This is a genomic window from Sinomonas atrocyanea, from assembly GCF_001577305.1.
In the GTDB taxonomy this organism is placed as follows: domain Bacteria; phylum Actinomycetota; class Actinomycetes; order Actinomycetales; family Micrococcaceae; genus Sinomonas; species Sinomonas atrocyanea.
Genome location: NZ_CP014518.1, coordinates 1367764 through 1393158, shown reverse-complemented (window position 1 = coordinate 1393158; position 25395 = coordinate 1367764). Strand labels below are relative to the sequence as shown.

Here is a 25395-nt window from a genome sequence, read left to right as displayed (position 1 = left end):
CCGGTTGGAGGAATTTGTTGCGTCCAACCCCTTGTGCAGGACCCCGGAAGGGAGCAGACTAACTTCCAAGTGGCGATAAGCCCTTCCATCATATGGAACATCACAGTGAGGTGATCTCATGTCCGACCAGTCGGCAACACATCCCGGACTGGCCCGCGCGGCCGCAGCTTCTCCGGGCCGGGCACGCTGGGCCCGGCTGCTCCCCATCGCGTTCGTCACCTACTCCCTGGCGTACCTCGACCGGTCGAACTACTCGATCGGCGTCGCCGGCGGCATGAAGGGCGATCTGCATCTGGACGCGGGGGTCTCGGCCCTGCTGGGCGCCCTGTTCTTCCTCGGCTACTTCCTGTTCCAGGTGCCCGCGGGCATCTACGCGGAGCGGCGCAGCGCCCGCACCCTGATCTTCTGGAGCCTGATCGCCTGGGGCATCCTCGCCTCGCTGCAGGGCGTCGTCTCCTCCGTCCCGTGGCTCATGGTGGTGCGCTTCCTCCTCGGCGTCGTCGAGGCCGCCGTCCTGCCCGCCATGGTGATCTTCCTGAGCCACTGGTTCACGAAGGCCGAGCGCGGGCGGGCCAACACCTATCTGATCCTCGGCAACCCGGTCACCGTCCTGTGGCTGACCGCGGTGTCCGGCTATCTCGTCGAGGCGACCTCGTGGCGCTGGATGTTCATCATCGAGGGCGTTCCGGCCATCATCTGGGCCTTCGTCTTCCGGGCGCTCGTTTCCGACCACCCGCACGAGGCGGGCTGGCTCAGCCCGGCCGAGCGCGGCTACGTCGAGGACGCCCTGGAGGCCGAGCAGCGCTCGATGACCCCGGCGGCCTCGCTGTGGAGCGCGCTGCGGTCGCGCAACGTCGTGATCCTGTCTGTGCAGTACTTCCTGTGGAGCCTCGGCGTCTACGGCTTCGTGTTCTGGCTGCCCTCGATCGTCAAGGCGGCGAGCGGAGCGGGCATCGGCATGACCGGCCTCATCTCCGCGATCCCGTACGTGTTCGCGGTGCTGCTCATGGTGGTCAACAGCCGGTTCTCGGACCTCTCCGGCCACCGCAACCGCTACGTCTGGCCGTGGCTCGCGCTCAGCGCCGTGGCCTTCTACGGCTCCTACCTCCTCGGGACGAAGAACTTCTGGGCCGCGTTCGTGCTCCTCGTGATCGCCGGCGCCGCGATGTACGCCCCGTACGGGCCGTTCTTCGCCGCGATCCCCGAGCTCATGCCCCGCGACGTCGCCGGCCCGGCGATCGCGCTCGTGAACTCCCTCGGCGCGCTGGGCGGCTTCGTCGGCTCCTACTTCGTGGGCTGGCTCGACGGCGCCACGGGTTCGAGCAGCGCGTCCTTCCTGCTCATGGCGGTAAGCCTCGCGGGCTCCGCGGTGCTGATCCCGTTCGTCCGGCCCCGCGCCGCCGCCCTGTCCGGCTCCACGCTGCGCACCTCGGAGTCCTGACGTGCGGGTGTGCAGGATTGCCCACGCCGACGGCACGGACTACGCGAGCTGGGAGGGCGAGGAGTTCGCGGTGCTGGACGACCCCTTCGCGCACCGGCCGCGGCACACCGGGGCCCGCATCCCGGCGGCCGGCGCGCGCCTGCTCGCCCCGGTCGAGCCCCGCACCGTGGTCGGCATGGCGCACAACACGGGCGCGGCGGACAGGGCCCTCCCGCCGGCCGCGTTCCTGAAGGCCGCGCGCACCGTCGTCGGGCCCGGTGCCGCGCTACGGCTGCCGGACGACGCCGGCCGGACCGTCGCCGAGGGCGAGCTCGCCCTCGTGATCGGCCGGGAGACCTCCGGGGTGCGGGCCTCGGACCTGCGCTCCTGCGTCCTGGGCTTCACGGTGGCCAACGACGTCACCGACCGCCGCGCCCAGGGCGACGACCCGCTCTGGACCGCGGCGAAGAGCCGGCACACCTTCACCCCCGTCGGGCCGTGGATCGAGACGGACCTCGATCCGGAGGACCTCCCGGTCACCATGACCGTCAACGGCGCCGAGGCCAGCCGGGCCTCCACCGCGGGCCTCGCCCGCGACCCGGACGAGATCCTCGCCTACCTGGCCCGGCTCATGCCCCTCGGCCCCGGCGACCTCGTCCTCACGGGGGCCCCGGGACGCGACGTTCCGCTCACGCCCGGGGACTCGGTGTCCGTGCGCATCGACGGGCTGGGCGAGCTCGGCAACCCGGTCCAGGCGTGGGCGGGTCGGCAGGAGGCGGCGGCATGAGCGGGGCCCTGGACGCGGTCACGTTCGGCGAGGCCATGGCGATGTTCATGGCGTGCGAGCCCGGCCCCCTGCACGCGGTGAGCACTTTCGAGCGCGGGCTGGCCGGCGCGGAGACCAACGTCGCCGTCGGGCTCGCCCGGCTCGGGCACCGTTCCGGCTGGATCGGGCGCGTGGGGGCGGATCCCTTCGGCACCTACGCCCTGGAGACCCTCCGGGCCGAGGGCGTGGACACGCGCGCTGCGAGCGTCGACGGGACCGCCCCCACCGGCTTCCAGCTCAAGGGCCTGGCGCTCGGGGGCGATCCGGAGGTGCGGTACTTCCGTGCGGGCTCGGCCGGCAGCCGGCTCGCCTCGACGGAGGACACGGACGAGGCGATCGCCTCGGCCCGGCACCTGCACCTCACCGGCATCCCGCTCGCGCTCTCGGCCAGCACCCGCGCCTTCGCCCTGCGCGCCCTCGAGATCGCCCGCGCCCACGGCGCGACCGTCTCGTTCGACCCGAACATCAGGCCCACCCTGTGGACGAGCGAGGGGGAGCTCATCGACACGACGAACGCGATCGCGGCCAGGGCCGACTGGGTCCTGCCGGGACGGTCCGAGGGGCGGCTCCTCACGGGCCGGGACAGCGCCGACGGCATCGCCGACTTCTATCTCGGCCTCGGGGCCTCGCGCGTGGCCGTCAAGGACGGCGCCGCCGGAGCGTCCCTCCATGCCGCAGGCCACCGGTGGGACCATGCGGGCTTTCGGGTCAGCGTGGTCGACACCGTCGGGGCGGGCGACGGGTTCGCCGCGGGGCTCATCAGCGCCTACCTCGACGGGCTCGACGACGCCTCCGCCCTCGAGCGCGCGAGCGCCGTCGGCGCCCTCGCCACGACCCACCGCGGCGACCGCGACGGCCTGCCCACCCGGGAGCAGCTTTCCGCCTTCACCGCCGGCGCCACCCTGGCACCGGCTCACTGACCCCTCAAGGAGGACTCCCCGTGGAGCTCCAGATAGCACTCGACCGCATCCCCCGTGCGCGGGCCCTCGCGCTCGCGCGCGCCCTGGCCCCCTCCGCGGACGTCATCGAGGTGGGCACCTCGCTCATCAAGGCCCACGGCATGGAGCTGGTCCGCGAGATCGCCGCGGCCGCGGGGCCCACCCCCGTCCTGGCGGACCTCAAGACGGCCGACGACGCGGCGACCGAGTTCCGCATGGCCTTTGAGGCCGGCGCGCGGGCGGCGACCGTCCTCGCCGTCGCCCATGACGCGACCCTCGAGAAGGCCATCCGGACCGCGCAGGACCATGGTGCGGAGACGGTCGTCGACCTCATGGCGACGACCGAGGAGCGGCGCGCCCGGCTCGCCGCGGACCTGCCCGACGAGGTCGTCCTGGCCGCGCACGTCGCCAAGGACGTCCAGGCCGCGCACGCCGGCCCGGCGAGCCTCCTCGGTGCGTGGGCCGCGGGACGCAGGCTCGCCCTCGCCGGCGGCCTCGGCGCGGACGACCTGCCGGCCCTCGCGGCCATCCCGCGCCTCCGCGTGATCGTGGGCGGGGCCGTCACCGGCGCGCCCGACCCCCTGGCCGCCGCGGAGCAGCTCCGCGAGCGCCTGGACAGCTCCGACGAAAGGACCCGCAGTGGCCGATGACCCCCTGACCACGATCGCCCGAGAGCTGGAGCCGGTGCTCGCGCGGATCGACCGGGACGAGCTCGAGGGGACGGTGCGCGCGCTCGAGGAGGCGCCGCGCGTCTTCGTCACCGGGGAGGGCCGCTCGGGCCTCATGGCCAAGGCCTTCGCGATGCGCCTCATGCACCTCGGCCTGACCTCCTACGTGGTCGGCGAGACCACCACTCCGGCGGTGGGCCCCGGAGACCTCCTCGTCGCCGTCTCGGGATCGGGCACCACGGGCCACACCGTGCAGATCGCCCAGTCCGCCGCGGGCGCCGGGGCGCGGGTGCACGCCGTGACCTCGGACCCGGACTCGCCGCTCGGGCGGCTGGGCGCCGCGCGGCTCGTCCTCCCCGCCGCCACCAAGCACCGCCGTCCCGGCGAGCCGCCGAGCATCCAGCCGCTCTCGAGCCTGTTCGACCAGGCCACCCACCTGACGCTGGATGCGGTGTGCCTGATCCTCGCCGAACGGCGGCAGGTCGACAACGCGGCCGCCAAGGCAGCGCACGCCAACACCGAGTAGGGGCGAGCGGAGGTCAGGCGCCTGTCGCGCGCGAGCCGGCCCAGCCGCCGTCGGCCGCCTCGAGCCCCTCGACGAGCTCGAGGCCGCGGCGCGCCCAGGCGATCTCCGAGCGCGCGCGGTCCACGAGGCCCTCGTAGGTGAAGCGCTTGAACGCGACGGTGCGCTCGCGCGCCCCGGGCTCCGTCACGGCGAGCCGCCGGGCGAGCATGGGGTTCGCGACCGCGTCGATGCGCCGGAGCTCGCCCTCCCACTGGGCCAGCTCCCCCTCCCACTGGCTGATGTGGGCGCGGAAGAACTCGCGCGCCGCCGCGGGGGTCGCGGCCTCGAGGTAGGCGGCGCGCAGGTGGGCGGGGTCGCGGACCCGCGCGTACTCGAGCGGGGTCCCCATCCAGTCGAGGAAGGCGCGCTCCCCCGCGGGGGTGACGTGGTAGACCCGCCGGGTGGCGCGCTGGCCCCGCGGCTGCTCCTCGCCCTCGATGAGGCCCTCGGCCTCCATCTTGCGCAGCTCGGGGTAGATCTGGGAGTCGGGGGCATGCCACACGTGGCCCACCGAGAGGGAAAACTGCTTCTGCAGGTCATAGCCCGAGAGCGGGCCGACCCGGAGCAGGGCGAGCAGCGCAAACCTCAGGCTCATGCGACCTCCTTGAGAGACGGACTCGGCACGGGGCGGCGGTGCGCCCCGTGCCGAATTCCCAACCTAGGCCGTCTGGTAGTTGGTGCGCCACCCGCCGTGGTACTCCGTGCGGGCCACGGTGGAGTACGGGACGGGGCTGACCACGGCGCGGACCTCGATCTGCTCGTGGGGCTCGACGGCGGCCTTCCGGCTTCCGCCGTCCGGCTCGCCCCAGACCACCTTGATCTCGGCGCCCTCCGGGACGTTCGGGTCCACGGTCGCGAGCGAGAGTGCGCGGCGCTCGTTGGCGCTGTACCCGGTGAACATCGAGAACCCGACCACGTTGCCGTCGGCGTCCACCACGGAGTCGTAGTTGGCGGAGCCGTAGTTGGCCAGCGGCAGGTCGAAGAACTTGTACTGGGGGCCGTCCACGTCGAAGAGCGAGCCGAAGATCTTGGTCATGTCCTCGGCGTTCCAGGCGAGGGTGACCTTGCGGCGCTGGGTGGCCGGGTCCATCTTCTCGAGCGCGTCGCGGCCGATGAAGTCGTGGTCGAACTTCACGAACGAGCCGTAGCCGAGCTCCCAGGGCGTGAGGTAGTAGTCCTCGATCCTGTCCGAGACGAACGAGCCGGCCAGCGTGCCCGTGGCCTCGTAGCCGTCGGCCGGGAGCCACTCGCGGTAGCCGCGCTCGGCCTCGCCGGTGTAGATGGCCGGAAGCGGCGAGGGGATCCAGCCCGACTCGAGCGTGTTCGAGGGGTAGGCGCGCGAGCCCACGGGCACGAGGCCGAACTCGGCGCCGGCCTCGACGATCGCGTTCATGATGCGGTCGTGGTCCGCGTAGGGGCCCCAGACCTCGAGGCCCGGCGCGCCGGCCATGCCGTGGCGGAGCGTGCGGACCGTCGTGCCGTCGATCGTCATGGTGGACATGTTGAAGAACTTCAGCTGCTCGACGGGGCCGCCGTTGAGCTTCTCGATCACGGCCCACGCGTTGGGGCCCTGGATCTGGAAGCGGTAGTACTGGCGCGAGACGGCGTGGCCGTACGGGCGGGAGGGCGAGCGCCGGTCGGCGGTGATGTCCAGGTTGGCGTAGCCGCCCGTCTCGCCCTGGTACAGGAGCCAGTTCGTGACCGGCGCGCGCCCGACGTAGACGTACTCGTCCTCGGCCTCGCGGAAGAGGATGCCGTCGCCGATCACGTGGCCCGAGGCCGTGGTGGGCACGTACTGCTTGGCCTTGTCCACCGGGAAGTTCGCGGTGGAGTTGATGGCGGTCGCGGTGATGAGCTTGATCGCGTCCGAGCCCTTGAGGAACAGGTTGTCCATGTGGTGCGACTGGTCGTAGAGCACGGCCGTCTCGCGCCAGGCCTTCTGCTCCTTGATCCAGTTCTGGAAGTCCGCCGGGACCACCGGGTAGATGTAGGAGCCGATCTGGGAGTTGCGCAGCAGGTCGACGGCGCCGTTCGACGCGTCGAGGACTTCCTGCAGATTCTTCGGTGCCACGGTGAACCTCTTTCTATGCGGGAGGGGTCTGGGGATGGGTCAGAAGACGATGGTCTGGTTGCCGTGCCGGATCACGCGGTCCTCGGCGTGCCACTGCACGGCGCGGGAGAGCACGGCGCGCTCCACGTAGGCGCCGCGGGCCTGGAGATCTGCCGCGGTGTGGGCGTGCGTGGCGCGGGCGACGTCCTGCTCGATGATCGGGCCCTCGTCGAGGTCCTTGGTCACGTAGTGGGCCGTGGCGCCGATGAGCTTCACCCCGCGCTCCTTGGCCTTGCGGTAGGGCGCGGCGCCGATGAACGCGGGCAGGAACGAGTGGTGGATGTTGATCAGCGGGACTCCGACCCGGTCGAGGAAGTCGGCGGAGATGATCTGCATGTAGCGGGCGAGGACCACGAAGTCCACGTTGCCGGCCAGCAGCCTGAGGATCTCCTCCTCGGCGGCGGTCTTGTCCGGGCCGGCGGAGGGGACGTGGAAGAACGGGATGCCGAACGAGCGCACGTCCTCGGCGGTGTTGGTGTGGTTCGAGATCACCATGGGGATCGTCACGGGCAGCTCGCCGCGCCGGTGCCGCCACAGGAGCTCGAGGAGGCAGTGGTCCGAGGTCGAGGCCATGATCGCCATCCGCTTGGGCACGGACAGGTCCGTGAGCGTCCACTGCATGCCCAGCGGGCCGAGCGTCGCCGCGAGGTCCCCCTCGATCTCGGGCATCGCCACCGCGAGGTCGGGCCGGATGAACTCGACCCGCTGGAAGAAGTCCCCGCCCGTGGGGTCAGTCGAGTACTGGTCGAGGGTGACGATGTTGCCCTGGTTGCGGGTCACGAGCGCCGCGACGGCCGCCACGATCCCGGGCTTGTCGGGGCCGTGCACGATCAGGCACGCCCTGTCCTTCCGCGCTTCGGTGTGCACTGCCACGGCGCGGCCTAGGACCGTTCGGCGGTGAAGGTGCGGACCCAGTCGGCGGTCGCCTTCAGGCCGCCGAACGTGTAGAAGTGCAGCCCGACCTTGCCGGGGATGCCCGGGTGCGGCCAGGCGTCCGTGAGCGCGGAGGCGAGGTCGTCGACGAAGTGCTCCGGGCCGGCCTCGCCGAGCAGGTTCGTGAGCGAGAAGCCGTACTTCTTCACGATCATGGCGTTGGCGCCCACCCCGAAGCGCCGGGCGAAGCCCAGGAGTCGCTTGATGCCGGCGGGCCCCGGGGTGCCCACGCGGATGGGGGCCTCGATGCCCTTGGCCCGCACGCCCGCGATCCACTCGGCCACCGGCTCGGTGTCGAAGGCGAACTGGGTGAGGATGACGGCGCCCAGGCCTTGGTCCTTCAGCGCCGCGGCCTTGTCCTCGAGGGCCCGTGCGAGGGTCTCCTTCGAGATGTCGGGGTGGCCCTCGGGATAGCCGCCGATGCCGACCTCGCGCACGCCGTACTGCTGGAGCACGCCGCTGGAGATCACGGCCAGGGAGTCCTCGTAGGGGCCCTCCGGCGCGGCCGGGTCGCCGCCGACGGCGAAGAGGTGCTCGGTCGCGCCGACCTCCTGCAGGCGGCCGAGGAACTCCTCGAGCTCGCCCTGGGACTTGAGGCGCCGGGCGGAGATGTGCGGGACGGGAGTGAACCCGTTCTCCCGGACGGCCCGGGCGGCCGCCACCCGCATCTCGAGGTCCTCGTTGCCGAGGAAGGTGATGTTGATCCGCGTCCCGGCGGGGATGTGGTCCTTGGCCTCGAGCAGGCCGGGCACGTCCTTGCCGGTCATCTCGAGCGAGAAGTTGTCGATCAGCTGCAGTGATGCTTCGCGGTTCACCGCGGGTGCGCTCTTTGCCACGTTCCGGCTCCTTTCGGCGCGGGCGCCACGTTGCGTCCTCCCTCGAATCTAACTATCTCCATAGGGAATGTCTATAGGTATTTGGTCCGGGCTTCTCCTGATGGCGAGACGGCCCGCGGCAGTCCCCGGGCACCGCAGCAGAGGGGGCCGGAGGACGCGCCCCGCCGCGGTCGGCGGCGGCGCCCTCCGGCCCCCTGGGTCCGCGGTGGCCGCTAGCCGGCCGCGAGGGCGTCCGGATCGAGGTGGGCCACCGAGCGGGTGTCCTGGAAGGCGCGCACGCCCTCGATCCCCTGCTCGCGGCCCATCCCGGACTGCTTCATGCCGCCGAACGGGGCGCGCAGGTCGAGCCGGGTGGCGCCGTGGTCGTTGACCCACACATACCCGCACACGAGCTGGCGGGCGATCCGGTCCGCGTGGGCCGCGTCCGCGGACCACACGGATCCGCACAGCCCGGCCCACGTGCCGTTCGCGGCGCGGACCGCCTCCTCTTCCGTGTCGAAGGGCAGGATCGGGATGACCGGGCCGAACTGCTCGTGGGTGACGACGCGCAGCGCCGGGTCGGGGTCGATCACGAGCGCGGGGCGCAGGAAGTTGCCGCCGGCCAGCGCGGGGTCCGTGGGCAGCGTCCCGAACTCGCGGACGTCGGCGCCGGAGGCCTTGGCCTCCTCGGTGAGCTCGGCCACGAAGGCCTTCTGCACGGGCGAGTGCAGCGGCCCCATGGTGGTGCCCTCGTCGAGGCCGTAGCCGATCACGGCCTTCTCGAGCCGGGCGGCGAGGCCCGCGACCACCTCGTCCATCCGCGAGCGGTGCACATAGACGCGCTTGGCGTTCATGCAGATCTGCCCGGTCGTGTCGAAGATGGCCGCGTAGAGGCGGTCCAGCTCGGCATCGTCCAGGGTCGCGTCCTCGAGGATCACGGCCGGGTCATTGCCGCCGAGCTCGAGCGTGACCCGGGTGAGGGACCCCGAGGCCATCTCCATGATCTTCTTGCCGCCCCCGACGCTGCCGGTGAAGCAGACCTTGGCGATGTCCGGGCTCGTGATGAGCGCGGACATGTCCGCGTCCTTGCCGGTGACCACATTGAGCACGCCCGGCGGGAGCTTCTCCGCGATGCGCTGGACCACCCGGGTGGTGGCGAGCGGGGTGGTGGGCGGCGGCTTGACGATCGCGGTGTTGCCGGCGAGGAGCGCGTGCGGCAGGGACGCGCCCAGGATCGCGATCGGCCAGTTGAACGGCACGATCACCGTGACGACCCCGAGCGGCTGGTACGCGACCGTCGTCGTCACCGGGATGCCGGGCGCGGGCGCGAGGACGGTCGCGGCGTCGACCTGGTCGGCGAGCGCGAGGGCGAGGTTCCAGCGGATCTCGAAGACGAGGGAGTCCACCCAGGCCTCGAGCCGGATCTTGCCGTTCTCCTGGGACAGGATCGCGGCGTCCTCGTCCCGGGCCTCGGCGATGCCCTCGATCGCGGCGCGCATGCGCTCGGCCCGCTCGGCCGCACCGAGCGCGCTCCACGCCGGGAAGGCGCCCTTGGCGGCGGCGATGGCGTCGTCGACGTCAGCCGCGCTCGCGGCGGCCGCGTGGCCGACGACGGTCCCCGGCTTCCCGGGGTCCGCCACCTCGAGCGTCGCGGCGGCCTGGCGTTCGGCGCCGCCGATGTACAGGCCCGTGGTGACGGGCGCCGCCGGGGCTGACGTGTCCAGTGTCTCAGTCATGGTCTCCACACTCCTTCGTGCGGTTTGGTGGGTACTTCTAGGGTGTCACTGCCGGACCACCGGCGTCCCGTGCGTGTGGAACGTCTCGATGGTCTTCATCCCCCACGCCTGGCCCTTCTTCCGCTCCTCCTGGCTCCACTCGACCACGGGCGAGTCCGGGTCGAGCAGGAGGCGGGCGCCGGCGTTGGCGAACTCGATGCGGTTCCCGCCCGGCTCCCAGACGTAGAGGAAGAAGGTCTGGTTGATCGCGTGCTTGTGCGGGCCGGACTCGATGTGGATGCCGTTCTCGAGGAAGATGTCGGCGGCCTTGAGGATGTCCTCGCGGGTGTCCGGGGCGAAGGCGAGGTGGTGGAGCCGGTTGCCGTGCTTGAGCCAGTCGTCGGAGTACACGATGTCGTAGGACTTGTTGTTGAAGTGGAACCACCAGGCCGCGTAGCCGCCGTCGTCGAGCCTGATCCGCTCGGACTCGCGCCCGCGCAGCGCCTTCGCGACGAACTCGCCGTTCGCCACCACGTCCTTGGCGAGGTAGTTGATGTGGTCCAGGCGCCGGGCGTTGACGCCGTGTCCGGGGAACCGCGAGGCCTGGTTCTTCAGGGCCGGCCTGTCGTCCGTGGCCTCATAGCGCTCGGTGTCGTAGTAGATCCCCATCTCGTGCCCGTCGGGGTCGCGGAACGCATAGGTCCGCCCCGTGCCGACCTCGCCGTCCTCCCACCCGATGCCCAGGCCCATCTCCTCGATCGCCGCCACGCGCCGCTCGAGCGCCTCGGCACTCGTGGTGCGGAAGGTGGTGCGGCCCACGCCCGCGTCGTCGGACGCGGTGAGCTTGATCGTGTAGAGCTGGTACTCGTCCCACGTGCGCAGGTAGACGGAGTCCCCCGCCTCGGCCACGACCCGCATCGCGAGCAGGTCCTGGAAGAACCACAGGCTCTTCTCGAAGGTCGGGGTGAGGAGCTCGACGTTGCCCAGATGGGCCACGTCGAACGAGGTGTAGTCGGTCATTGCTGTCCTCTTTCGTGCTGCGGGCGCGTGGTGGTCCTAGAGGCGGGGGCGGGGGAAGACGCGCCCGTCGAAGATCTTCCGGGCCGTGCGCAGGGCGGCGGAGCGGACGACGGCGAGCCCTCCGGCGGCGGTCCCCTCGCCGGCGGCGCCGCTGCCCGCAGCCTCGACGGGCGCGAGCGCCACGTCGACGTCAAAGTGGCCCGTGGGGTGCTCGATCCGGAAGGGCGCGCCCTCCTCGGGCAGGACGGCGAGGGCGTGGCCCACGGAGCCGGGCGCGAGCAAGCCCGCGGCGGCGGTGAGGGCGCCGAGGACGCCGATCGAGGTGTGCACGCGCACGGGGAGGAAGCTGCGGGTGGACACCGCTCCCCCGGCGCGGGGCTCGGAGAGGAGGACGAGCTTGGGCACCGTCGTGCCGCTGACGTCCCCCATGCCCATGAGCTCGGCCGCGGCGGCCCTGATCTTTGCGAGCCTGGCGGCGAGCTCGGCGTCGGCCTCGAGGTCCGCGGGTGCCTCGTCGCCGCGCACGCCGAGGTCCGCTGCGCGCATCAGGACGCTGGGCATGCCGTTGTCCACGCAGGTCACCTCGACCCCCTCGACCGTGTCGAGGACGCTGCCCGTGGGGAACAGCGCCCCGGTCGAGGAGCCGGCGGTGTCCTCGAAGTCGAGCGAGATCGCGCCGGCGGTGCCCGGCACGCCGTCGATCGCGAGGTCGCCGTCGTAGTCCACCGCGCCGCCCGGCGTCGCGAAGCGTGCCGTCGCGACGCTGTCGCTGTTGACCATGCGGATGCGCACCTCGGTGCGCTCGGGGCCTGCCGGGACGAGGCCGCGCTCCACGGCGAAGGGCCCGACCCCGGCCAGGAGGTTGCCGCAGTTCTGCCGGTCGGTCACGAAGGCCTCGTCGACGCCGAGTTGGAGGAAGAGGTAGTCGACGTCCGCCGGGCCGCCGGGGCCGCCGCCGTGATCTGGCGAGGGCGAGACGACGGCGACCTTGCTCGTGAGCGGGTGGGCGCCGCCGAGGCCGTCGATCTGCCGGGGATCCGGCGTGCCCATGATGCGCAGGAGCAGCTCGTCGCGGGCGGCGGGGTCCGCCGGCAGGTCGGAGGCGAGGAAGTACGCGCCCTTGGAGGTGCCCCCGCGCATCAGGAGGCAGGGGATCCCGTCAGGCATCATCCCGTCAGGCATCATCCCGTCAGGCGTTGGCACGGTAGACGGTCCTCGCGAACTCGTGGTAGGGCGCCGGGGCCACGGTGGCCCGGATCCGGACCTGGCGGTGGTCGGCGTCGACCGAGGCCTTGCGGGAGATGGGGTCCTCGCCCCAGACCACCTCGACCTCGGCCCCGTCCGGGACGTCGGTGTCCACGGTGGCGAGGGACATGTACAGCTGGTCGTAGGCGACGTAGCCGGCGTCGGTGGAGATGCCCGCGCGCCGGCCGGCGTGGATGACCTCGTCCATCTGGAACAGGCCGTACCGAGCCTTGGGGAAGTCGAGGTACTTCGCCGGCGTGCCCGGCTCCAGCTGCGAGCGCACCACGGCGGCGACGTCCTCGGCGTCCCAGATCAGGGTGACCTTCCGGCGGCGCTGGTTCTCGGCGTGGCGCTCGAGGGCCTCGCGGCCGTGGAAGTCGTGGTCGAAGCGCACGGAGCGGCCCAGGCCGATGTCGTAGGGGGTCATGTAGTAGTCGTGCACATCCTCGGAGTACAGGGATCCGCCGATCGACCCCGCGCGGGCGGCGGGGAGCCAGGCACGGTACTCGGCGAAGTCGTCGTCGAAGATCGCCGGGAACGGGGTGGGCACCCAGCCGGATTCGAGCGGCGAGGCCGAGTAGGCCTTGGCTCCGACCCGGCGGATGCCGAACTCCTCCCCCGCCTCCATGAGGGCGTCGAGCACGGTCTCGTGGTCCTCCCAGGGACCGTAGAACTCGAACCCGGGCTGGCCGGCCATGCCGTGGCAGAGGGCCTTGACCGGGCGCCCGGCGATCCGGACCTCGCCGATGTGGAAGAACTTGATCTCGGGGATGGGCCCGGCGAAGACCTTCTCCATCACCTCGTTGGCGCGCGGGCCCTGCAGCTCGTAGCGGTAGAAGGTGGGCGGTCCCTGGCGCATGTGGGAGTTCGCCTCGAGGCGGTGGTGCACGTCCTTGCCAGCGGCCGCGGCCTTCTCGACGTTGAAGCGCACCCAGTCGATGAGCAGGTGGTGGCCGATCAGCACGAGCCCCTCGGGGGCGTCCTCGTTGTAGAAGAGGATGCCGTCGCCGATGAGGTAGCCGCCCTGGTTGACCGCGATGAGCTGTTTGGCCACCCCGGGGCGGAAGCTGCCGAACGTGTTGGGCGAGATCGAGGACAGCAGCGGGATCAGGTCGGCCCCGCCGAGGAAGAGCTGGGTCATGTGGTGCGACTGGTCCATCAGGGCCACGGTCGTGTTCCACGCCCGCTGCTCGTCGCGCCAGTTCGTGAACTCTGGGGCCACGGGGAAGGTGAAGGCGGGCCAGTCCTGGTTGCGCAGCAGCTCCACGGGGCTGCCCACGCGGGCGATCGCCTCTGCGAGGGACTCGGTGGCCGCCTGCCCGGCGCCTGCCGGTGACTCTGCGCCTGCCAGTGATTCTGCGGTCATCGTCGACCCTTCCCTTCGCACGTGCCGGCCGGGCCCCGAACGAGGCTCCGGAGGGGTGTCCTGCCAGACAACCACGGCCCTAGCCTCCGGTCAAGGTATCGAATACATTATTGTCACCAATTGCGTCGTCAGTGCAGCGGCCGCCTTCTCGGTCGGGAGCACTCGTCGAGTCGAAGGAGAGAACGCATGGCTGAGAAGAACCTCCAAGAAGTGCTCGATGCGGCCGGTGGCACGCCCCAGAGCACGGTCGAGCACCTGCGCAATTCCCAGCTCGGCACGTACATCTACCCCGTGGTGCCGGCCGAGTTCACCAACTGGCGCCGCGAGCAGAAGGCCTGGCGCGAGGCCGCCGTGCTCTACGACCAGTCGCACCACATGGTGAACTTCTTCCTCAAGGGCAAGGACGCCCTGCGGCTGCTGTCCGAGACCGGCATCAACAGCTTCGCCAACTTCCCGGTCGACACGGCCAAGCAGTTCGTTCCCGTGGCCTCCAACGGGGGCGTGATCGGGGACGGCATCCTCTTCCACGAGGCGGAGGACGAGTACGTGTTCGTGGGCCGCGCGCCGGTGGCCAACTGGCTCCAGTTCCACGCAGAGACCGGCGGCTACGACGTCGAGTACACCTACGACGACCGCTCGCCGTCGCGCCCGTACGGCCAGGCCGTCTCGCGCCAGTACTACCGGTTCCAGATCCAGGGCCCGAACGCGTGGCAGGTCATCGAGAAGCTCGCCGGGGGCCCAGTGGAGAAGGTCAAGTTCTTCCACATGGGCCAGATGGAGATCGCGGGCAGCAGGGTGCGCACCCTCCGCCACGGCATGGCCGGGGCCCCCGGGCTGGAGATCTGGGGGCCCTACGAGCAGCACGGGCGGGTCCGGGACGCGGTCCTGTCCGCCGGCGCTGAGTTCGGGATCGAGCCCTGCGGCTCGCGGGCCTATTCCTCCAACACCCTGGAGTCGGGCTGGATCCCCTCGCCGCTCCCGGCCATCTACACGGGCGAGGCCGAGCGCGCCTACCGGGAGTGGCTCCCCGCGGACAGCTACGAGGCGATCAACGCCCTCGCGGGCTCCTTCGTCTCGGCGGACATCGAGGACTACTACCTCAACCCGTGGGAACTCGGCTACGGCTCGTTCGTGAAGTTCGACCACGACTTCATCGGCCGCGACGCCCTCGAGGAGCTCGATCCCGCAGCCCAGCGCAAGAAGGTCACGCTCGCCTGGAATGACGAGGACCTGGCCGCCATCTGGGCGTCCTTCCTCGACCGCGACCGGCCGGGCTACCAGTTCTTCGACCTGCCGAACGCGAACTACGGCTCGTCCAACTACGACTCGATCGTGGACGCGGACGGCACCGTCGTGGGGCTCTCCCTGTTCACCGGCGTCACCGCGAACGAGCGGCGGGGCCTCTCGCTCGCCACGGTGGACCCGAACGTCGAGCTCGGCACCGAGCTGCGCGTGGTGTGGGGCGAGCCGGACGGCGGTTCGGCCAAGACCACGGTGGAGCCGCACGAGCAGTTCGCCGTGCGCGCCGTGGTGAGCCCGGCCCCGTACTCCGTCACGGCGCGGACGGAGTACCACGGAGGCTGGCGCACCGCGGGCTCCTAGAGCGAGTGCCGGCAGGGCCGCCCGGGCCCTGCCGGGACCCCGCGAGGCCGGCGGAGCGCTCAGACGGCCTCGCGGGCCGTCACCTCTCGGAGGGCCTCGATGACGCTGAGCAGGTGGGCCCGCACGGCCCGCTCGGCGGCCTCGGGGTCCCGCGCCAGGATCGCGTCGATGATGGCGGTGTGCTCGAGCACGGAGACCTTGGCGCGGGCCGGGCGGGACGAGAGCCTGAACTGGTGCCGCACGCTCTGGGCGTGCAGCCGGGCGAGCACGTCGGAGGCCGTGGCGTGGTGGCTGAGCTCCCGGACCCGGACATCGAGGGCCCGGTTCAGGCGCGAGTACTCGACGAGGTCGCCCTCCTCCACCGAGGCCACCATGTCCGCCCGCAGCCGGGAGAACTCGGCGGCCTGCTCGTCGGTGAGGTGCTCGGCGACCTTTGCGGCGCACAGGCCCTCGACACCGATGCGCACCTCCAGGATCTCGATCGCCTCGTCGACCGAGATGGCCCGCACCCGCGAGCCCTTGTTCGGCAGGCGCTCCACGAGGCCCTCGCCGGCAAGCTCGAGCAGCGCGGTGCGCACCGTGGCGCGGCTCGCGGAGAACGCCGCGCTCAGGTCCGCCTCGATGAGCCGCTGGTTCGGCGCGTACTCGCCGCGCACAATCGCGTCCCGGATCAGGTCGGTCACCCGGGACTGGGCCCCGCCCTCGGAGGGGCCGACGGCGGGCAGCGCGGCCGCCGTCGCCTCGTTCACCGGTGCTGCCGCCATGGTGCGCTCGCTTCCTGGAGGGCCCTCGCGGCCCGGACGGCCGCGCGCTATTGTCGACAATCTTAGAACCAATCGCGGGAGGACCGCATGCGCATCGCCGTCCTGGGCCTCGGTGAGGCCGGAACCATCTACGCGACGGACCTGGCCGCGCGCGGCGCCCACGTCGCCGCCGCCGACCCGCGCGCCGCCGCCGCACCGGCCGGCGTCGCGCTCGCCCCCGGCACGGCCGAGGCGGTCCGCGGCGCCGACCTCGTGCTGAGCCTCGTCGGCGCCCGCGCGGCCGCCGCAGCCCTCGCGGAGGCGCTGCCCGCGATGGCGCCGAGCGCGGTCTTCGCCGACCTCAACACGGCTGGACCCGAGGAGAAGCGCCGCCTCGCGCAGCGGGCGGCCGAGGCCGGCGTCGGGTTCGCCGACGTCGCGGTCCTCGCCCCGGTCCCCCGGGCCCGGATCGGCACGCCGCTGCTCGTCAGCGGCCCCGCGGAGGCCGTGCTGACGGCGCAGTTCGCCGCGCTGGGCATCCCCGCCACGGGGGCGGGGCCGGAACCAGGGGCCGCCGCGGGCCTCAAGCTCCTGCGCAGCGTGTTCATGAAGGGGCTCGCCGCCACGATCCTCGAGGCGGTGACGGCCGCGAGCACTGTCGGCGCCGCGGACTGGGTCACCGACCAGATCGCCGCCGAGCTCGGCCCCGGCGGCCCGGCCCTGGTCCAGCGCCTGCTCGAGGGCACCCGCCGCCACGCCGTGCGGCGCGAGGAGGAGATGCTCCAGGTGCGCTCCTACCTCGACGCCCTGGGGTCGGCCCATCCCGTGACGGACGCGACCATCGAGTGGCTCCACGCGGTGTCCGCGGGAGCCCCACCCTCCGGAATCCAAAATCGTTGACAATCTCGTCTCCGATCCGTAGCTTCATTCCCAAGCGACTGTGATCCGTTCCACAGGCCGTGGGCAATGACGCACAACGGAGGTACGCCGATGGCAGCACGCCTGAGCCTGAGCGACGTGAACCTGCACTTCGGCGGCGTCACAGTGCTCCAGGACGTGAGCTTCGACGTGGAACCCGGCACCATCTTCGGACTCGTCGGACCCAACGGCGCCGGGAAGACCTCGCTCTTCAACTGCATCAGCGGCCACTACCGGCCGAGCTCCGGGTCAATCACGATCGACGGCACCGAGGCCGTGGGGCGCGCTCCCTCCCACCTGGCCCGGATCGGCCTCTCCCGGACCTTCCAGCACCCCGCGCTCCAGCTGCGCGCCACCGTGCTCGAGAACGTGGTCCTCGGCGGCCACACCCGCCTCCCGGGCGGCCCGCTCTCCTGGGCCCTCGGCCTGCCGTTCACCTCCAGAGCCGAGCGCGGCCTGCGCGCCGAGGCGCTCGAGCTCCTCGACCGCGCTGGTCTCGCCTGGGCCGCGGACCGGCCCGCGGACGAGCTCTCGCACGGGCTGCACAAGGGCATCGAGCTGTGGCGGGCGCTCCTGGCACGGCCCACGCTGCTCCTGCTCGACGAGCCCGCCGCCGGGCTCTCGCACGGCGAGGTCGAGCAGCTCATCGCCACCGTGAAGCAGGTGCGCGACGAGCAGGACATCACGATCGTGATCGTCGAGCACCACATGGGCCTCATCTCGGCGCTCACGGACCGCGTGGTGGTGCTGGACCACGGCCGCAAGCTCATGGAGGGCACCGCGGCCGAGGCGCAGTCCGACCCGCGCGTGATCGAGGCCTACATCGGGAAGGACGCGGCCGATGACGCTGCTTGAGCTCGACCACGTCACCGCCTCCTACGGCCCCGTCCAGGTGCTCGAGGGTGTCTCCCTGACCGTGCCGGAGGGCGGCGCCGTCGGCGTCCTCGGGGCCAACGGCGCGGGCAAGACCACCACGCTGCGCGCCATCAGCGGCACGGTCCGCACCGGCGGGACGATCCGGTTCGCGGGCCGCGACATCCGCGGCCTCCGGCCCGACCAGGTCGCAGCGCTCGGGATCGCCCACGTGCCCGAGGGCCGCGGCACGCTCGCCCAGCTCAGCGTGCGCGAGAACCTTGCCGTCGGCGCCTACCTGCGCAAGGACCGCCGGCAGATTGAGAAGGACATCGAGTACTGCCTCGAGCTGTTCCCGAACCTGCGCAACCGCATCGGCTCCCGGGCCGCGGCACTCTCCGGCGGCGAGCAGCAGATGCTCGCCGTGGGCAGGGCCTTCATGGCCAAGCCCAAGCTCCTCCTGCTCGACGAGGCCTCCCTCGGCCTCGCACCCAGCACGGCGAAGACGGTCTACGAGGCCATCCGCCGGCTCCGCGTCGACTCGGGCATCGCGATGCTCGTGGTCGAGCAGAATGCCAACCTCGCGTTCTCCCTCGTCGACACCGCCACGGTGCTCGAGACGGGGCGGACCGTGCTGACCGGGACCTCGGCCGAGCTCAAGGGCATGGACGAGATCCGCCGCGCCTACCTGGGGGGCTGAACCCGATGGAGACCTTCATCCAGCTCGTCGTCGACGGCCTCTCGACCGGCTCGATCTACGCGGCCCTCGCCCTCGCGATCGTCCTCGTGAACCAGGCGACCGGCCTGATCAACTTCGCCCAGGGAGGCCTCGCCGTCCTCTCTGCCTACATCGCGTACGCGTTCGTGCAGGCGGGGCTGCCGCTCCTGGCGGCCGTGCTCCTGGCGATCGTGCTCTCGTTCTGCCTCGGCGCCCTCGTCGAGCGGTTCCTCATGCGCCGCTTCGAGCGCGGCGACCCGGACACGGCCGTGGTCGTCACTATCGGCCTGCTCACCCTCGTCACGGGGATCGTCGCGGTGCTGTGGGGCTACAACAACCTGCAGTTCCCCTCGCTGTTCCCGCTCTCGAGCGTGCACGTCCTCGGCGCCGTGGTCAGCGTCCGCTCGCTCGCCACGACGGTGACCATCGTGGCGATCATGGCCCTGCTGCAGCTGCTGTTCCTTCGCACCAAGCTCGGCCTCGCGCTGCGCGCCGTGGCGGACAACCCCGCCTCCTCGGCGCTCTCCGGCCTGCCCGTGGGGCGGCTGCTCATGGTCGGCTGGGGCCTCGCGGCCGCGCTCGGCGCGGTGGCCGGGGCCCTCGTCGGGCCACAGCTGACGCTGACCCCGGGGATGCTCGACGGCGCTCTCGTGTACGCGCTCGCCGCCGTGATCCTCGGCGGGCTGGACAGCCCGATCGGGGCCGTGGCCGCGGCGTGGGGCATCGGCGTGCTCGAGAACCTCGTCGCCGTGTACGTGCCGCTGATCGGGCACGACCTCAAGATCGCCGTCCCGTTCGCGCTGATCTTCGTGATCCTCCTCCTCCGTCCCCAAGGCCTGTTCGGCAGGAAGGTCGTGGTGCGGGTCTGATGGCAGCGCTGACATCCCGCCGGGCGCGGATCGCCGTCGCCGTCCTGGTCGTCGTCGTCCTCGTCGCGGCCCCGCTCTTCCTGCCCGCGATCGTCAACCAGAGCCTCGTGCGGATCGGCGTGTACGCGGTCGCCGTGCTCGGGCTGAACATCGTCATGGGCTACACCGGGCAGGTCAACCTCGGGCAGATCTTCTTCCTGGGTCTGGGCGCCTACGTCACCGCCTACGGTGTGACGCACGGCTGGAACATCGTCCTCGTGTTCGTCGCGGCCGCCGTCATCACCGGGATCGTGGGGCTGCTCGTGGCCCTCGCCGCCGCGCGCCTCGGCGGCCTCGCGATCGCGATGGTCACGATCGCGCTGCCGATCGTGGGCGTGCCGCTGGCCAAGCGGCTCGACACCTTCACGGGGGGCTCCCAGGGCACCTCGGCCATCTTCTCCAACGCCCCGGACTGGTCCGGCCTGTTCAACGACCAGTGGCAGTACTACATCGTCCTGCTCGTGGCCGGCGTCGGGTTCCTCCTGGCCCGCCGGCTCGTGCGCGGCAAGTACGGGCGCGCATTCGCCGTGGTGAAGGGCAACGAGTCGGTGGCGGCCTCGATGGGCGTCTCCCCGTATTGGACCAAGGTCCTCGCGTTCACGATCGCCTCGGTGTTCGGCGGCGCGAGCGGCTTCCTCTATATGGCGGCCGTCCAGTACACCTCCCCCGAGACGCTCAGCTTCGGCCACTCCATCAGCCTGCTCGCGGCCATGGTGATCGGCGGGGCCGGCAGCATCGTCGGGTCGCTGATCGGCGGCGCGTACTACATCGTCGTGCCGCAGCTGACCAACGCGGTCGATCCGAACCTGACCACCATCAGCCAGGGCGTGATCCTCCTCGCGGTGCTGTTCCTCCTGCCGGACGGGCTCGTGAGCCTGCCCCGGGTCCTCCGCCGGCTCACCCGCCGCGGCACCGCCGCCCGCGCCGGGGGTGCCCTCCCGGCCGGTGCCCCCTCCGCCACCGAGAAGCACCACTCCACCACGGGGACTCCCCCGCACCACGCTCCCGCGCAGGTCCAGATCCCGGACGCGGCGCCGGAGGCACCCGAGAAAACAGAGAGGCACGGTCGATCATGAACGTTCGGAAAGGGACACGGGGGCTCCTCGGCGCCGTCGCGATGGCGTCGGTCCTTGCGCTCTCGCTGACAGGATGCCGGGGCGGCGCACAGAGCAGCGGCGGGGGCACGGCGGCGTCGCCGGGCATCACCGACACGTCCATCACGCTCGGCATCACCACCCCGCTCAGCGGCGCGACCGCCGGTCCGGGCACCTGCACCGTCGCAGGCGCCAAGGCCTACTTCGGCGCCAAGAACGCCGAGGGCGGGATCAAGTTCGGCGACGGCAAGACGCGCAAGGTGGACATCAAGACCTACGACGACGCCTACGACCCGCAGAAGTCGCTCTCCAACTTCCAGCAGATGGTCTCGGACAACGTCTTCGCCGAGGGCATCGGCCTCGGGACGCCGACCAACCGCGCGTTCCGCGAGGCTGCGATCAGCCAGAAGGTGCCCCAGGTCCTCGTCATGACGGGCGATCCCATCTTCAGCGACCAGAAGCAGAGCCCCTGGCAGCTCGGCCTCGTCCCGGCCTACCAGAACGAGGGCGGGGCGTTCGGCAAGCTGCTGGCCTCCTCCGGCGGCACCCACAAGGTCGCGATCCTTTCCCAGAACGACGACTACGGCAAGGGCTACGTCTCCGGCTTCAAGGACGCCATCAAGGGTGCCTCGAACATCAGCGTGGTCGGTGAGCAGACCTACGAGGCCACGGACACCTCGGTCGACGCGCAGATCACCCAGCTGGCCGCGACCGGCGCGGACGTGTTCTTCAACGCCATGTCCATCACCCCGCTGACCATCGCGACCCTGCAGAAGGCGCAGCAGATCGGCTGGAAGCCCAGCTGGTTCCTGCCCTCGAACACCTCGAGCCCCACGGCCATCCTGGCCCCCGGCGGGGCCTCGGCCTACCCGGGCATCTACTCGGTCGCCTTCTCCAAGGCCCCCCAGAGCCCGGAGTTCGCCAAGGACCAGGACGTGGTGAAGTTCCTCTCCGACCTCAAGCAGTACGGCAACTACCAGGGGATGCCGGCGTTCCCGCACTGCATGTGGAGCTACATCGCCGGCGCCACGCTCGACCAGGCGTTCCAGAAGATGACCGACCCCACGCGGGACTCCTTCATGAAGGCCCTGCGCAGCATCAAGGGCTTCAACGCCCCGCTCATGCTCCAGGGCACCACGGTGGACACCACCATGGACGGCCAGCCGGCCATCTCCTCCGTGCTCGTCCAGAAGTACAACGGCAAGGGCTACGCCACCGCACAGAAGTTCGGCTGAGCCGCACCCACCGCCGCTCCTGCGGTGACCGACGACGGCGGCGGCCCACCTCGCGCGAGGTGGGCCGCCGCCGTCGTACGTGCGGACCGGGATGGCTACTCGAGGTCGGCGATGGCCCGTCCCGTGCGGTCGGGGGCCATCAGGGAGAAGACGAGCCCCGTGACGGGTCCGATGATGCCGAGGGCGAGGGCGAACGGCACGGTGCCAGCGATCGTGAGCGCGAACAGGGGGAAGATGCCGGCGCCGAGGCCGCGGCCCACGTAGTAGCTCGCACTGGATCCCGTGGAGCGGATGCGGGTGGGGAAGAACTCGGACATCCAGACCCCGAGGACCCCGAAGCCGCCCGCCGCCGCGGCGCAGAGCATGAGCGCCCAGAAGGCCGGCCACGCCCAGAAGTCGGGGCCGACGTGCGCGCTCTTGGTGCCCAGCAGCACGAGGAACCAGACGAAGCCGACCGTCCCGACCGCCGAGGCGAGGGTGAAGGCGTACTTGCGCCGGATGGTGTCCGAGACGACCCCTGTGAGCGTGTAGGCAACGATGGTCGCCACATAGCCGATCAGGACGATGAGGCTGACCGTGTCGAGCGGGAGCTTCTGGGTGGCCAGCAGGTAGGTCGAGAGGTAGGCGCCCACGGAGTTCGTGGTGAGGAACATGGCCGTCGAGAGGACCATGAACAGGACCGTGCCGACGACGAACTGCGGCTTGAAGATGTCCACGACGGGGACCTTGGTGCGACGCAGGTCCTCGGGCAGGGTCCCGGCCTTGAGGTGCTGCTGGTAGGCGAGCCATTGCTTGGACTCCGGCAGGAGCTTTAGCGAGGCGATGCCGATGACCGTACTGATGATGCCGATGCCGATGTACCCGGCCCGCCAGCCGAGGTCGTGGCCGAGGACAGTGAGGAAGAGGAAGAGGACGCCCTCGGTGAGGATCTCTCCAACGAAGTACATGGCCTGGATGATCCCGCCCATCGTGCCGCGGCGGGCGGTCTTCCAGCACTCGGTGAACATCGAGAAGGACAGGCCGAAGAGGCCGCCCATGCCGATCCCTGCGAGGACGCGGGTGGCCATGAACATCTCGTAGTTGACCGCGAGGCCCCGAGGGTGGCCGCGATGCCGAAGGCGACGACGGAGATCGCGAAGGTACGGCGGCGCCCGAGGGTGTCGCCGAGGGTGCCGAAGACGAACCCGCCGAGGATCGAGGCGAAGCCCTGCACGGTCGCGACGGTGATCAGGGCGATCGTCGAGACGTGCAGGCTGCCGGAGATGTACACGAGCGGGTAGCCGATGAGGTTCAGCTCGGCGCCGTCGAAGAGCGTGCCCAGCAGGGCGAAGGCCAGGATGAGGCGGATCTCGCGGCGCGAGTAGAGGGTTGCGGTGCCCACGCTGAGGGCTCCCTTGGTGACGGACATCATGTGTGCTTCCTCGTCGTTGAGGCTCCAGTGAATCCTAGGTGAGCTTCCGCTCGGGTGGGCGCACGACGGCGGGCGGGCGCCCGCCGTCGTGCGCTCGGCTCAGTGCCGGGACCGGCTCAGTGCCGGTGCGGTCCGGTGCCGGTAGCGGTCAGGCGCGGGCCGGGGCGCCGACGCGGCCGAGTCCGGCCGAGGCCAGGGCGAGGGCGATCTCGTCGTGGGCACCGGGGGCGAGGGGCAGGAGCGGGTGCCGGACGGTGGCGTGCTCGAGGATGCCGCGGGCCACGAGGCCCTCCTTGAGCGCGACCGTGCCCTCCATGTGGGACCCGCGGTGGTAGACGTTCTTGGTCACGGGCAGGAGGCGGTCGTGGACCTCACGGGCCTTGGCGTAGTCCTTGGCCTTGCCGGCGGCGATGAGCTCGACGAGCGGCTCGGGGGCCAGGCCGCCGTAGCCGACCAGGGCGCCGTCGACGTCGAACATCGTGTGCAGCAGGTACTCGTCATGGCAGGTGAGGATCTGCAGGTCCGGGAACGCGGCGCGCAGCACCGGGATCTCGGTGTCCCAGCGGCGCATGTTCCGCACGCCGTTCTTGGTCGCGAACACGCCCTCCTGGCCGGCGATCTCGAGCTGGGTGTCCAGGTCGTAGGTGGCCTTGGTGGCGTCCGGGTACTGGAAGAGGATCAGCGGCAGGCCGCTGGTCTCGTAGATCTCCTGGTAGCGGGTCTGGGGGGCGCCCTTCTGGTACCCGAAGCGCAGCCAGCCGTGGGAGGGGTAGACGAGGCCGGCCGAGGCGCCGGCCTCCACCGCGCGCTGGGCTTCCTCGGCGGCGACCTTGTTGCCCTCCCCGGTGATGCCGGCGATGACCGGCACCCGGCCGTCCGCGGCATCGCGGAACGAGGAGATGACGAGGGCCTGCTCGGCCTGGGTGAGGAACGTGCCCTCCCCGGCGTGGCCGAGGACAACGAGGCCCTTGACGCCCTCCACGCCGGCGAGCCAGCCGCCGAGGCGGTGGATGGCGTCCACGTCGACGTCGCCGTCGCGGGTGAAGGGGGTGACGGGGGCGGGGACCAGGCCCCGGAGGTCGATGGTGCTCATGTGGCTCTCCTTCGAGTGATCGATCCAGTTTGTGCAATCGATTCCGTTATCGATTGCTTCGACTGTAAGCTTGATCACGAGAGCACGTCAAGAGGTCAGGGAAAGGCGCCATGGAGGCCAAGGAATCAAGCGGCACGCGGCCGACGATCACTGACGTCGCCGAGGCGGCGGGCGTCGCACGGTCGACCGTCTCGCGGGCCATGAACCGCGAGCACCGCTTCTATCGGAGCCCTTCCGCGGCCCGCATCCGCGCGGTGGCCGAAGCGCTCGGGTACGAGCCGAACCCCACCGCCGCGAACCTCCGGCGCCAGCAGACCAACACCATCGGTGTCCTGGTCTCCCGGCTGACCGACACGGTCATGGCGATGCTCTTCGAGGAGATCGCGGCAGCCAGCGCGGCGCGCGGCTACCACGCACTCGTGGCCACCACCTATGACGACCCGGCCCTCGAGCGGGAGAACGGGCTGGCGATGCTCGCCTCGCGCGTCGACGGGCTCATCCTGACCACGGCCACCACGGAGGGGGGCCTGTGCACGGAACTCCTCGAGCGCGGGATCCCCCACGTGCTGGCGCTCCGTTCCTACGGCGAGAGCCCGAGCGTGGTGGGCGACGACGTGCTCGGCGGCTATCTCGCGACCCGTCACCTCATCGACCTCGGCCACCGCCGGATCGGCCTCGTGGCCGGCCCCGACCACGCGCCGACCGCCCTGTCTCGCCGGGAGGGCTATCGGCAGGCGCTGCGCGAGGCCGGCATCGAGGACGCCCCGGAGCTCGTCTACCCGTCGTCGTTCAGCATGGAGAGCGGCGAAGCCGCGGCGGAGGCCTTCCTCGCCACCGGGGACCGGCCCACGGCGGTCTTCGCGGTCAACGACAACACGGCCTTCGGCTTCACGTCCGTCATCCAGCGCGCGGGACTGGCCATCCCGAAGGACCTCTCCATCGTCGGCTACAACGACATCCCGCTCGTGGCGCGGCTCCCGGTCCCCCTCACGACCGTCCGCGTGCCCTTCCGGGACATCGCCTCCGCCACCGTCGACGCGCTCCTGAACTCGCTCCAAGGAAGGCCGGCCCTGGCGGCCCATCGGACGCTCGCTCCCACGCTCATCCCCCGCGCCTCCACCGCCCGCCCCTCCCCCCGGCCGGACGCGGCCGGGTGAGGATCCGAGTAGCCAGGAAATGACCGGGCCGACCGGACCGGGC

Annotated in this window: 24 protein-coding genes and 1 pseudogene; 13 read left to right on the top strand and 12 right to left on the bottom strand. The window is 71.4% G+C overall.

From position 1 onward, the window contains the following. Positions 1 to 118 precede the first annotated feature (118 nt). Genes SA2016_RS06530 through hxlB form a run of 5 tightly spaced genes read left to right on the top strand, consistent with a single transcriptional unit; the run spans position 119 to position 4378 of the window. On the top strand, positions 119 to 1441 hold the full coding sequence (locus SA2016_RS06530) for an MFS transporter (protein WP_066496771.1): 1323 nt from the start codon (positions 119 to 121) through the stop codon (positions 1439 to 1441). A gap of 1 nt (position 1442) precedes the next feature. Then, entirely contained in the window at positions 1443 to 2207 is a 765-nt protein-coding gene (locus SA2016_RS06525; RefSeq protein WP_066496767.1) for a fumarylacetoacetate hydrolase family protein, read from the top strand. Then, entirely contained in the window at positions 2204 to 3166 is a 963-nt protein-coding gene (locus SA2016_RS06520) for a sugar kinase (RefSeq protein ID WP_066496766.1), read from the top strand. Before SA2016_RS06525 ends, SA2016_RS06520 begins: the two co-directional genes overlap by 4 nt. A 20-nt stretch (positions 3167 to 3186) precedes the next feature. Further along, positions 3187 to 3834: an orotidine 5'-phosphate decarboxylase / HUMPS family protein gene (locus SA2016_RS06515; RefSeq protein WP_066496765.1), complete on the top strand. Its 648-nt coding sequence runs from the start codon at positions 3187 to 3189 to the stop codon at positions 3832 to 3834. Further along, positions 3824 to 4378, top strand: coding sequence for a 6-phospho-3-hexuloisomerase (gene hxlB, locus SA2016_RS06510; protein WP_218030628.1), 555 nt, complete (start codon positions 3824 to 3826; stop codon positions 4376 to 4378). The genes SA2016_RS06515 and hxlB overlap by 11 nt, the downstream gene beginning before the upstream one ends. A 13-nt stretch (positions 4379 to 4391) precedes the next feature. Here hxlB and SA2016_RS06505 read toward each other — a convergent pair whose 3' ends face one another. From SA2016_RS06505 to SA2016_RS06470, 8 genes are all read right to left on the bottom strand, one after another. Next, entirely contained in the window at positions 4392 to 5012 is a 621-nt protein-coding gene (locus tag SA2016_RS06505; RefSeq protein ID WP_066496764.1) for a PadR family transcriptional regulator, read from the bottom strand. A gap of 63 nt (positions 5013 to 5075) precedes the next feature. Beyond that, entirely contained in the window at positions 5076 to 6488 is a 1413-nt protein-coding gene (gene ligM / locus SA2016_RS06500) for a vanillate/3-O-methylgallate O-demethylase (RefSeq protein WP_066496763.1), read from the bottom strand. 39 nt (positions 6489 to 6527) lie between these two features. Then, complete coding sequence (purU, locus tag SA2016_RS06495; protein ID WP_066496762.1) at positions 6528 to 7400, bottom strand: formyltetrahydrofolate deformylase; 873 nt, start codon at positions 7398 to 7400, stop codon at positions 6528 to 6530. 8 nt (positions 7401 to 7408) lie between these two features. Continuing rightward, a complete protein-coding gene (locus tag SA2016_RS06490; protein WP_141305684.1) occupies positions 7409 to 8227 on the bottom strand; it encodes a methylenetetrahydrofolate reductase in 819 nt (272 codons plus the stop codon). Positions 8228 to 8508: 281 nt separating this feature from the next. Next, on the bottom strand, positions 8509 to 10011 hold the full coding sequence (locus tag SA2016_RS06485; RefSeq protein ID WP_066496758.1) for an aldehyde dehydrogenase family protein: 1503 nt from the start codon (positions 10009 to 10011) through the stop codon (positions 8509 to 8511). A gap of 45 nt (positions 10012 to 10056) precedes the next feature. Beyond that, complete coding sequence (locus SA2016_RS06480) at positions 10057 to 11010, bottom strand: VOC family protein (RefSeq protein ID WP_066496757.1); 954 nt, start codon at positions 11008 to 11010, stop codon at positions 10057 to 10059. Between the two features lie 36 nt (positions 11011 to 11046). Beyond that, positions 11047 to 12177 carry a 4-oxalomesaconate tautomerase gene (locus SA2016_RS06475; RefSeq protein WP_218030629.1) on the bottom strand — a complete coding sequence of 377 codons (1131 nt, stop codon included), beginning with the start codon at positions 12175 to 12177 and terminating at the stop codon, positions 11047 to 11049. Between the two features lie 22 nt (positions 12178 to 12199). After that, positions 12200 to 13621 carry an aminomethyltransferase family protein gene (locus SA2016_RS06470; RefSeq protein WP_066496756.1) on the bottom strand — a complete coding sequence of 474 codons (1422 nt, stop codon included), beginning with the start codon at positions 13619 to 13621 and terminating at the stop codon, positions 12200 to 12202. Between the two features lie 186 nt (positions 13622 to 13807). Between SA2016_RS06470 and ligM (SA2016_RS06465) the strand changes: the two genes are divergently transcribed. Further along, positions 13808 to 15223: a vanillate/3-O-methylgallate O-demethylase gene (gene ligM / locus SA2016_RS06465; RefSeq protein ID WP_066496754.1), complete on the top strand. Its 1416-nt coding sequence runs from the start codon at positions 13808 to 13810 to the stop codon at positions 15221 to 15223. A gap of 59 nt (positions 15224 to 15282) precedes the next feature. Here ligM (SA2016_RS06465) and SA2016_RS06460 read toward each other — a convergent pair whose 3' ends face one another. Beyond that, complete coding sequence (locus SA2016_RS06460; RefSeq protein WP_084249360.1) at positions 15283 to 15987, bottom strand: GntR family transcriptional regulator; 705 nt, start codon at positions 15985 to 15987, stop codon at positions 15283 to 15285. 87 nt (positions 15988 to 16074) lie between these two features. Between SA2016_RS06460 and SA2016_RS06455 the strand changes: the two genes are divergently transcribed. From SA2016_RS06455 to SA2016_RS06430, 6 genes are all read left to right on the top strand, one after another. Further along, positions 16075 to 16866 carry an NAD(P)-dependent oxidoreductase gene (locus SA2016_RS06455; protein WP_066496753.1) on the top strand — a complete coding sequence of 264 codons (792 nt, stop codon included), beginning with the start codon at positions 16075 to 16077 and terminating at the stop codon, positions 16864 to 16866. Between the two features lie 90 nt (positions 16867 to 16956). Then, positions 16957 to 17739 carry an ABC transporter ATP-binding protein gene (locus SA2016_RS06450; RefSeq protein ID WP_084249359.1) on the top strand — a complete coding sequence of 261 codons (783 nt, stop codon included), beginning with the start codon at positions 16957 to 16959 and terminating at the stop codon, positions 17737 to 17739. Continuing rightward, positions 17726 to 18436 carry an ABC transporter ATP-binding protein gene (locus SA2016_RS06445; protein WP_066496748.1) on the top strand — a complete coding sequence of 237 codons (711 nt, stop codon included), beginning with the start codon at positions 17726 to 17728 and terminating at the stop codon, positions 18434 to 18436. The genes SA2016_RS06450 and SA2016_RS06445 overlap by 14 nt, the downstream gene beginning before the upstream one ends. Before the next feature lie 5 nt (positions 18437 to 18441). After that, on the top strand, positions 18442 to 19323 hold the full coding sequence (locus tag SA2016_RS06440) for a branched-chain amino acid ABC transporter permease (RefSeq protein WP_066496746.1): 882 nt from the start codon (positions 18442 to 18444) through the stop codon (positions 19321 to 19323). After that, a complete protein-coding gene (locus SA2016_RS06435) occupies positions 19323 to 20438 on the top strand; it encodes a branched-chain amino acid ABC transporter permease (protein ID WP_084249358.1) in 1116 nt (371 codons plus the stop codon). The genes SA2016_RS06440 and SA2016_RS06435 overlap by 1 nt, the downstream gene beginning before the upstream one ends. Beyond that, on the top strand, positions 20435 to 21691 hold the full coding sequence (locus tag SA2016_RS06430; RefSeq protein WP_066496742.1) for an ABC transporter substrate-binding protein: 1257 nt from the start codon (positions 20435 to 20437) through the stop codon (positions 21689 to 21691). The genes SA2016_RS06435 and SA2016_RS06430 overlap by 4 nt, the downstream gene beginning before the upstream one ends. A gap of 95 nt (positions 21692 to 21786) precedes the next feature. On the opposite strand, the gene SA2016_RS06425 is transcribed toward SA2016_RS06430, so the two are convergent. From SA2016_RS06425 to SA2016_RS06420, 3 genes and pseudogenes are all read right to left on the bottom strand, one after another. Beyond that, a complete protein-coding gene (locus SA2016_RS06425; RefSeq protein ID WP_257125854.1) occupies positions 21787 to 22764 on the bottom strand; it encodes an MFS transporter in 978 nt (325 codons plus the stop codon). Between the two features lie 77 nt (positions 22765 to 22841). Then, positions 22842 to 23099: pseudogene (locus tag SA2016_RS22625) on the bottom strand (hypothetical protein); the annotation flags it as partial. Positions 23100 to 23250: 151 nt separating this feature from the next. Continuing rightward, a complete protein-coding gene (locus tag SA2016_RS06420) occupies positions 23251 to 24195 on the bottom strand; it encodes a dihydrodipicolinate synthase family protein (protein WP_066496741.1) in 945 nt (314 codons plus the stop codon). Between the two features lie 110 nt (positions 24196 to 24305). Between SA2016_RS06420 and SA2016_RS06415 the strand changes: the two genes are divergently transcribed. Next, a complete protein-coding gene (locus SA2016_RS06415; RefSeq protein ID WP_066496740.1) occupies positions 24306 to 25352 on the top strand; it encodes a LacI family DNA-binding transcriptional regulator in 1047 nt (348 codons plus the stop codon). The last annotated feature ends 43 nt before the right edge of the window (positions 25353 to 25395 follow it).

Bases quoted from the DNA above. Each gene is read 5' to 3' on its own strand.
- SA2016_RS06530 (WP_066496771.1), top strand. From the start codon at position 119: ATGTCCGACCAGTCGGCAACACATCCCGGACTGGCCCGCGCGGCCGCA.
- SA2016_RS06520 (WP_066496766.1), top strand. From the start codon at position 2,204: ATGAGCGGGGCCCTGGACGCGGTCACGTTCGGCGAGGCCATGGCGATG.
- SA2016_RS06505 (WP_066496764.1), bottom strand. From the start codon at position 5,012: ATGAGCCTGAGGTTTGCGCTGCTCGCCCTGCTCCGGGTCGGCCCGCTC.
- SA2016_RS06490 (WP_141305684.1), bottom strand. From the start codon at position 8,227: ATGACCGGCAAGGACGTGCCCGGCCTGCTCGAGGCCAAGGACCACATC.
- SA2016_RS06485 (WP_066496758.1), bottom strand. From the start codon at position 10,011: ATGACTGAGACACTGGACACGTCAGCCCCGGCGGCGCCCGTCACCACG.
- SA2016_RS06480 (WP_066496757.1), bottom strand. From the start codon at position 11,010: ATGACCGACTACACCTCGTTCGACGTGGCCCATCTGGGCAACGTCGAG.
- SA2016_RS06475 (WP_218030629.1), bottom strand. From the start codon at position 12,177: ATGCCTGACGGGATCCCCTGCCTCCTGATGCGCGGGGGCACCTCCAAG.
- SA2016_RS06470 (WP_066496756.1), bottom strand. From the start codon at position 13,621: ATGACCGCAGAATCACTGGCAGGCGCAGAGTCACCGGCAGGCGCCGGG.
- ligM (WP_066496754.1), top strand. From the start codon at position 13,808: ATGGCTGAGAAGAACCTCCAAGAAGTGCTCGATGCGGCCGGTGGCACG.
- SA2016_RS06460 (WP_084249360.1), bottom strand. From the start codon at position 15,987: ATGGCGGCAGCACCGGTGAACGAGGCGACGGCGGCCGCGCTGCCCGCC.
- SA2016_RS06455 (WP_066496753.1), top strand. From the start codon at position 16,075: ATGCGCATCGCCGTCCTGGGCCTCGGTGAGGCCGGAACCATCTACGCG.
- SA2016_RS06450 (WP_084249359.1), top strand. From the start codon at position 16,957: ATGGCAGCACGCCTGAGCCTGAGCGACGTGAACCTGCACTTCGGCGGC.
- SA2016_RS06445 (WP_066496748.1), top strand. From the start codon at position 17,726: ATGACGCTGCTTGAGCTCGACCACGTCACCGCCTCCTACGGCCCCGTC.
- SA2016_RS06440 (WP_066496746.1), top strand. From the start codon at position 18,442: ATGGAGACCTTCATCCAGCTCGTCGTCGACGGCCTCTCGACCGGCTCG.
- SA2016_RS06435 (WP_084249358.1), top strand. From the start codon at position 19,323: ATGGCAGCGCTGACATCCCGCCGGGCGCGGATCGCCGTCGCCGTCCTG.
- SA2016_RS06430 (WP_066496742.1), top strand. From the start codon at position 20,435: ATGAACGTTCGGAAAGGGACACGGGGGCTCCTCGGCGCCGTCGCGATG.
- SA2016_RS06425 (WP_257125854.1), bottom strand. From the start codon at position 22,764: ATGTTCATGGCCACCCGCGTCCTCGCAGGGATCGGCATGGGCGGCCTC.
- SA2016_RS06420 (WP_066496741.1), bottom strand. From the start codon at position 24,195: ATGAGCACCATCGACCTCCGGGGCCTGGTCCCCGCCCCCGTCACCCCC.
- SA2016_RS06415 (WP_066496740.1), top strand. From the start codon at position 24,306: ATGGAGGCCAAGGAATCAAGCGGCACGCGGCCGACGATCACTGACGTC.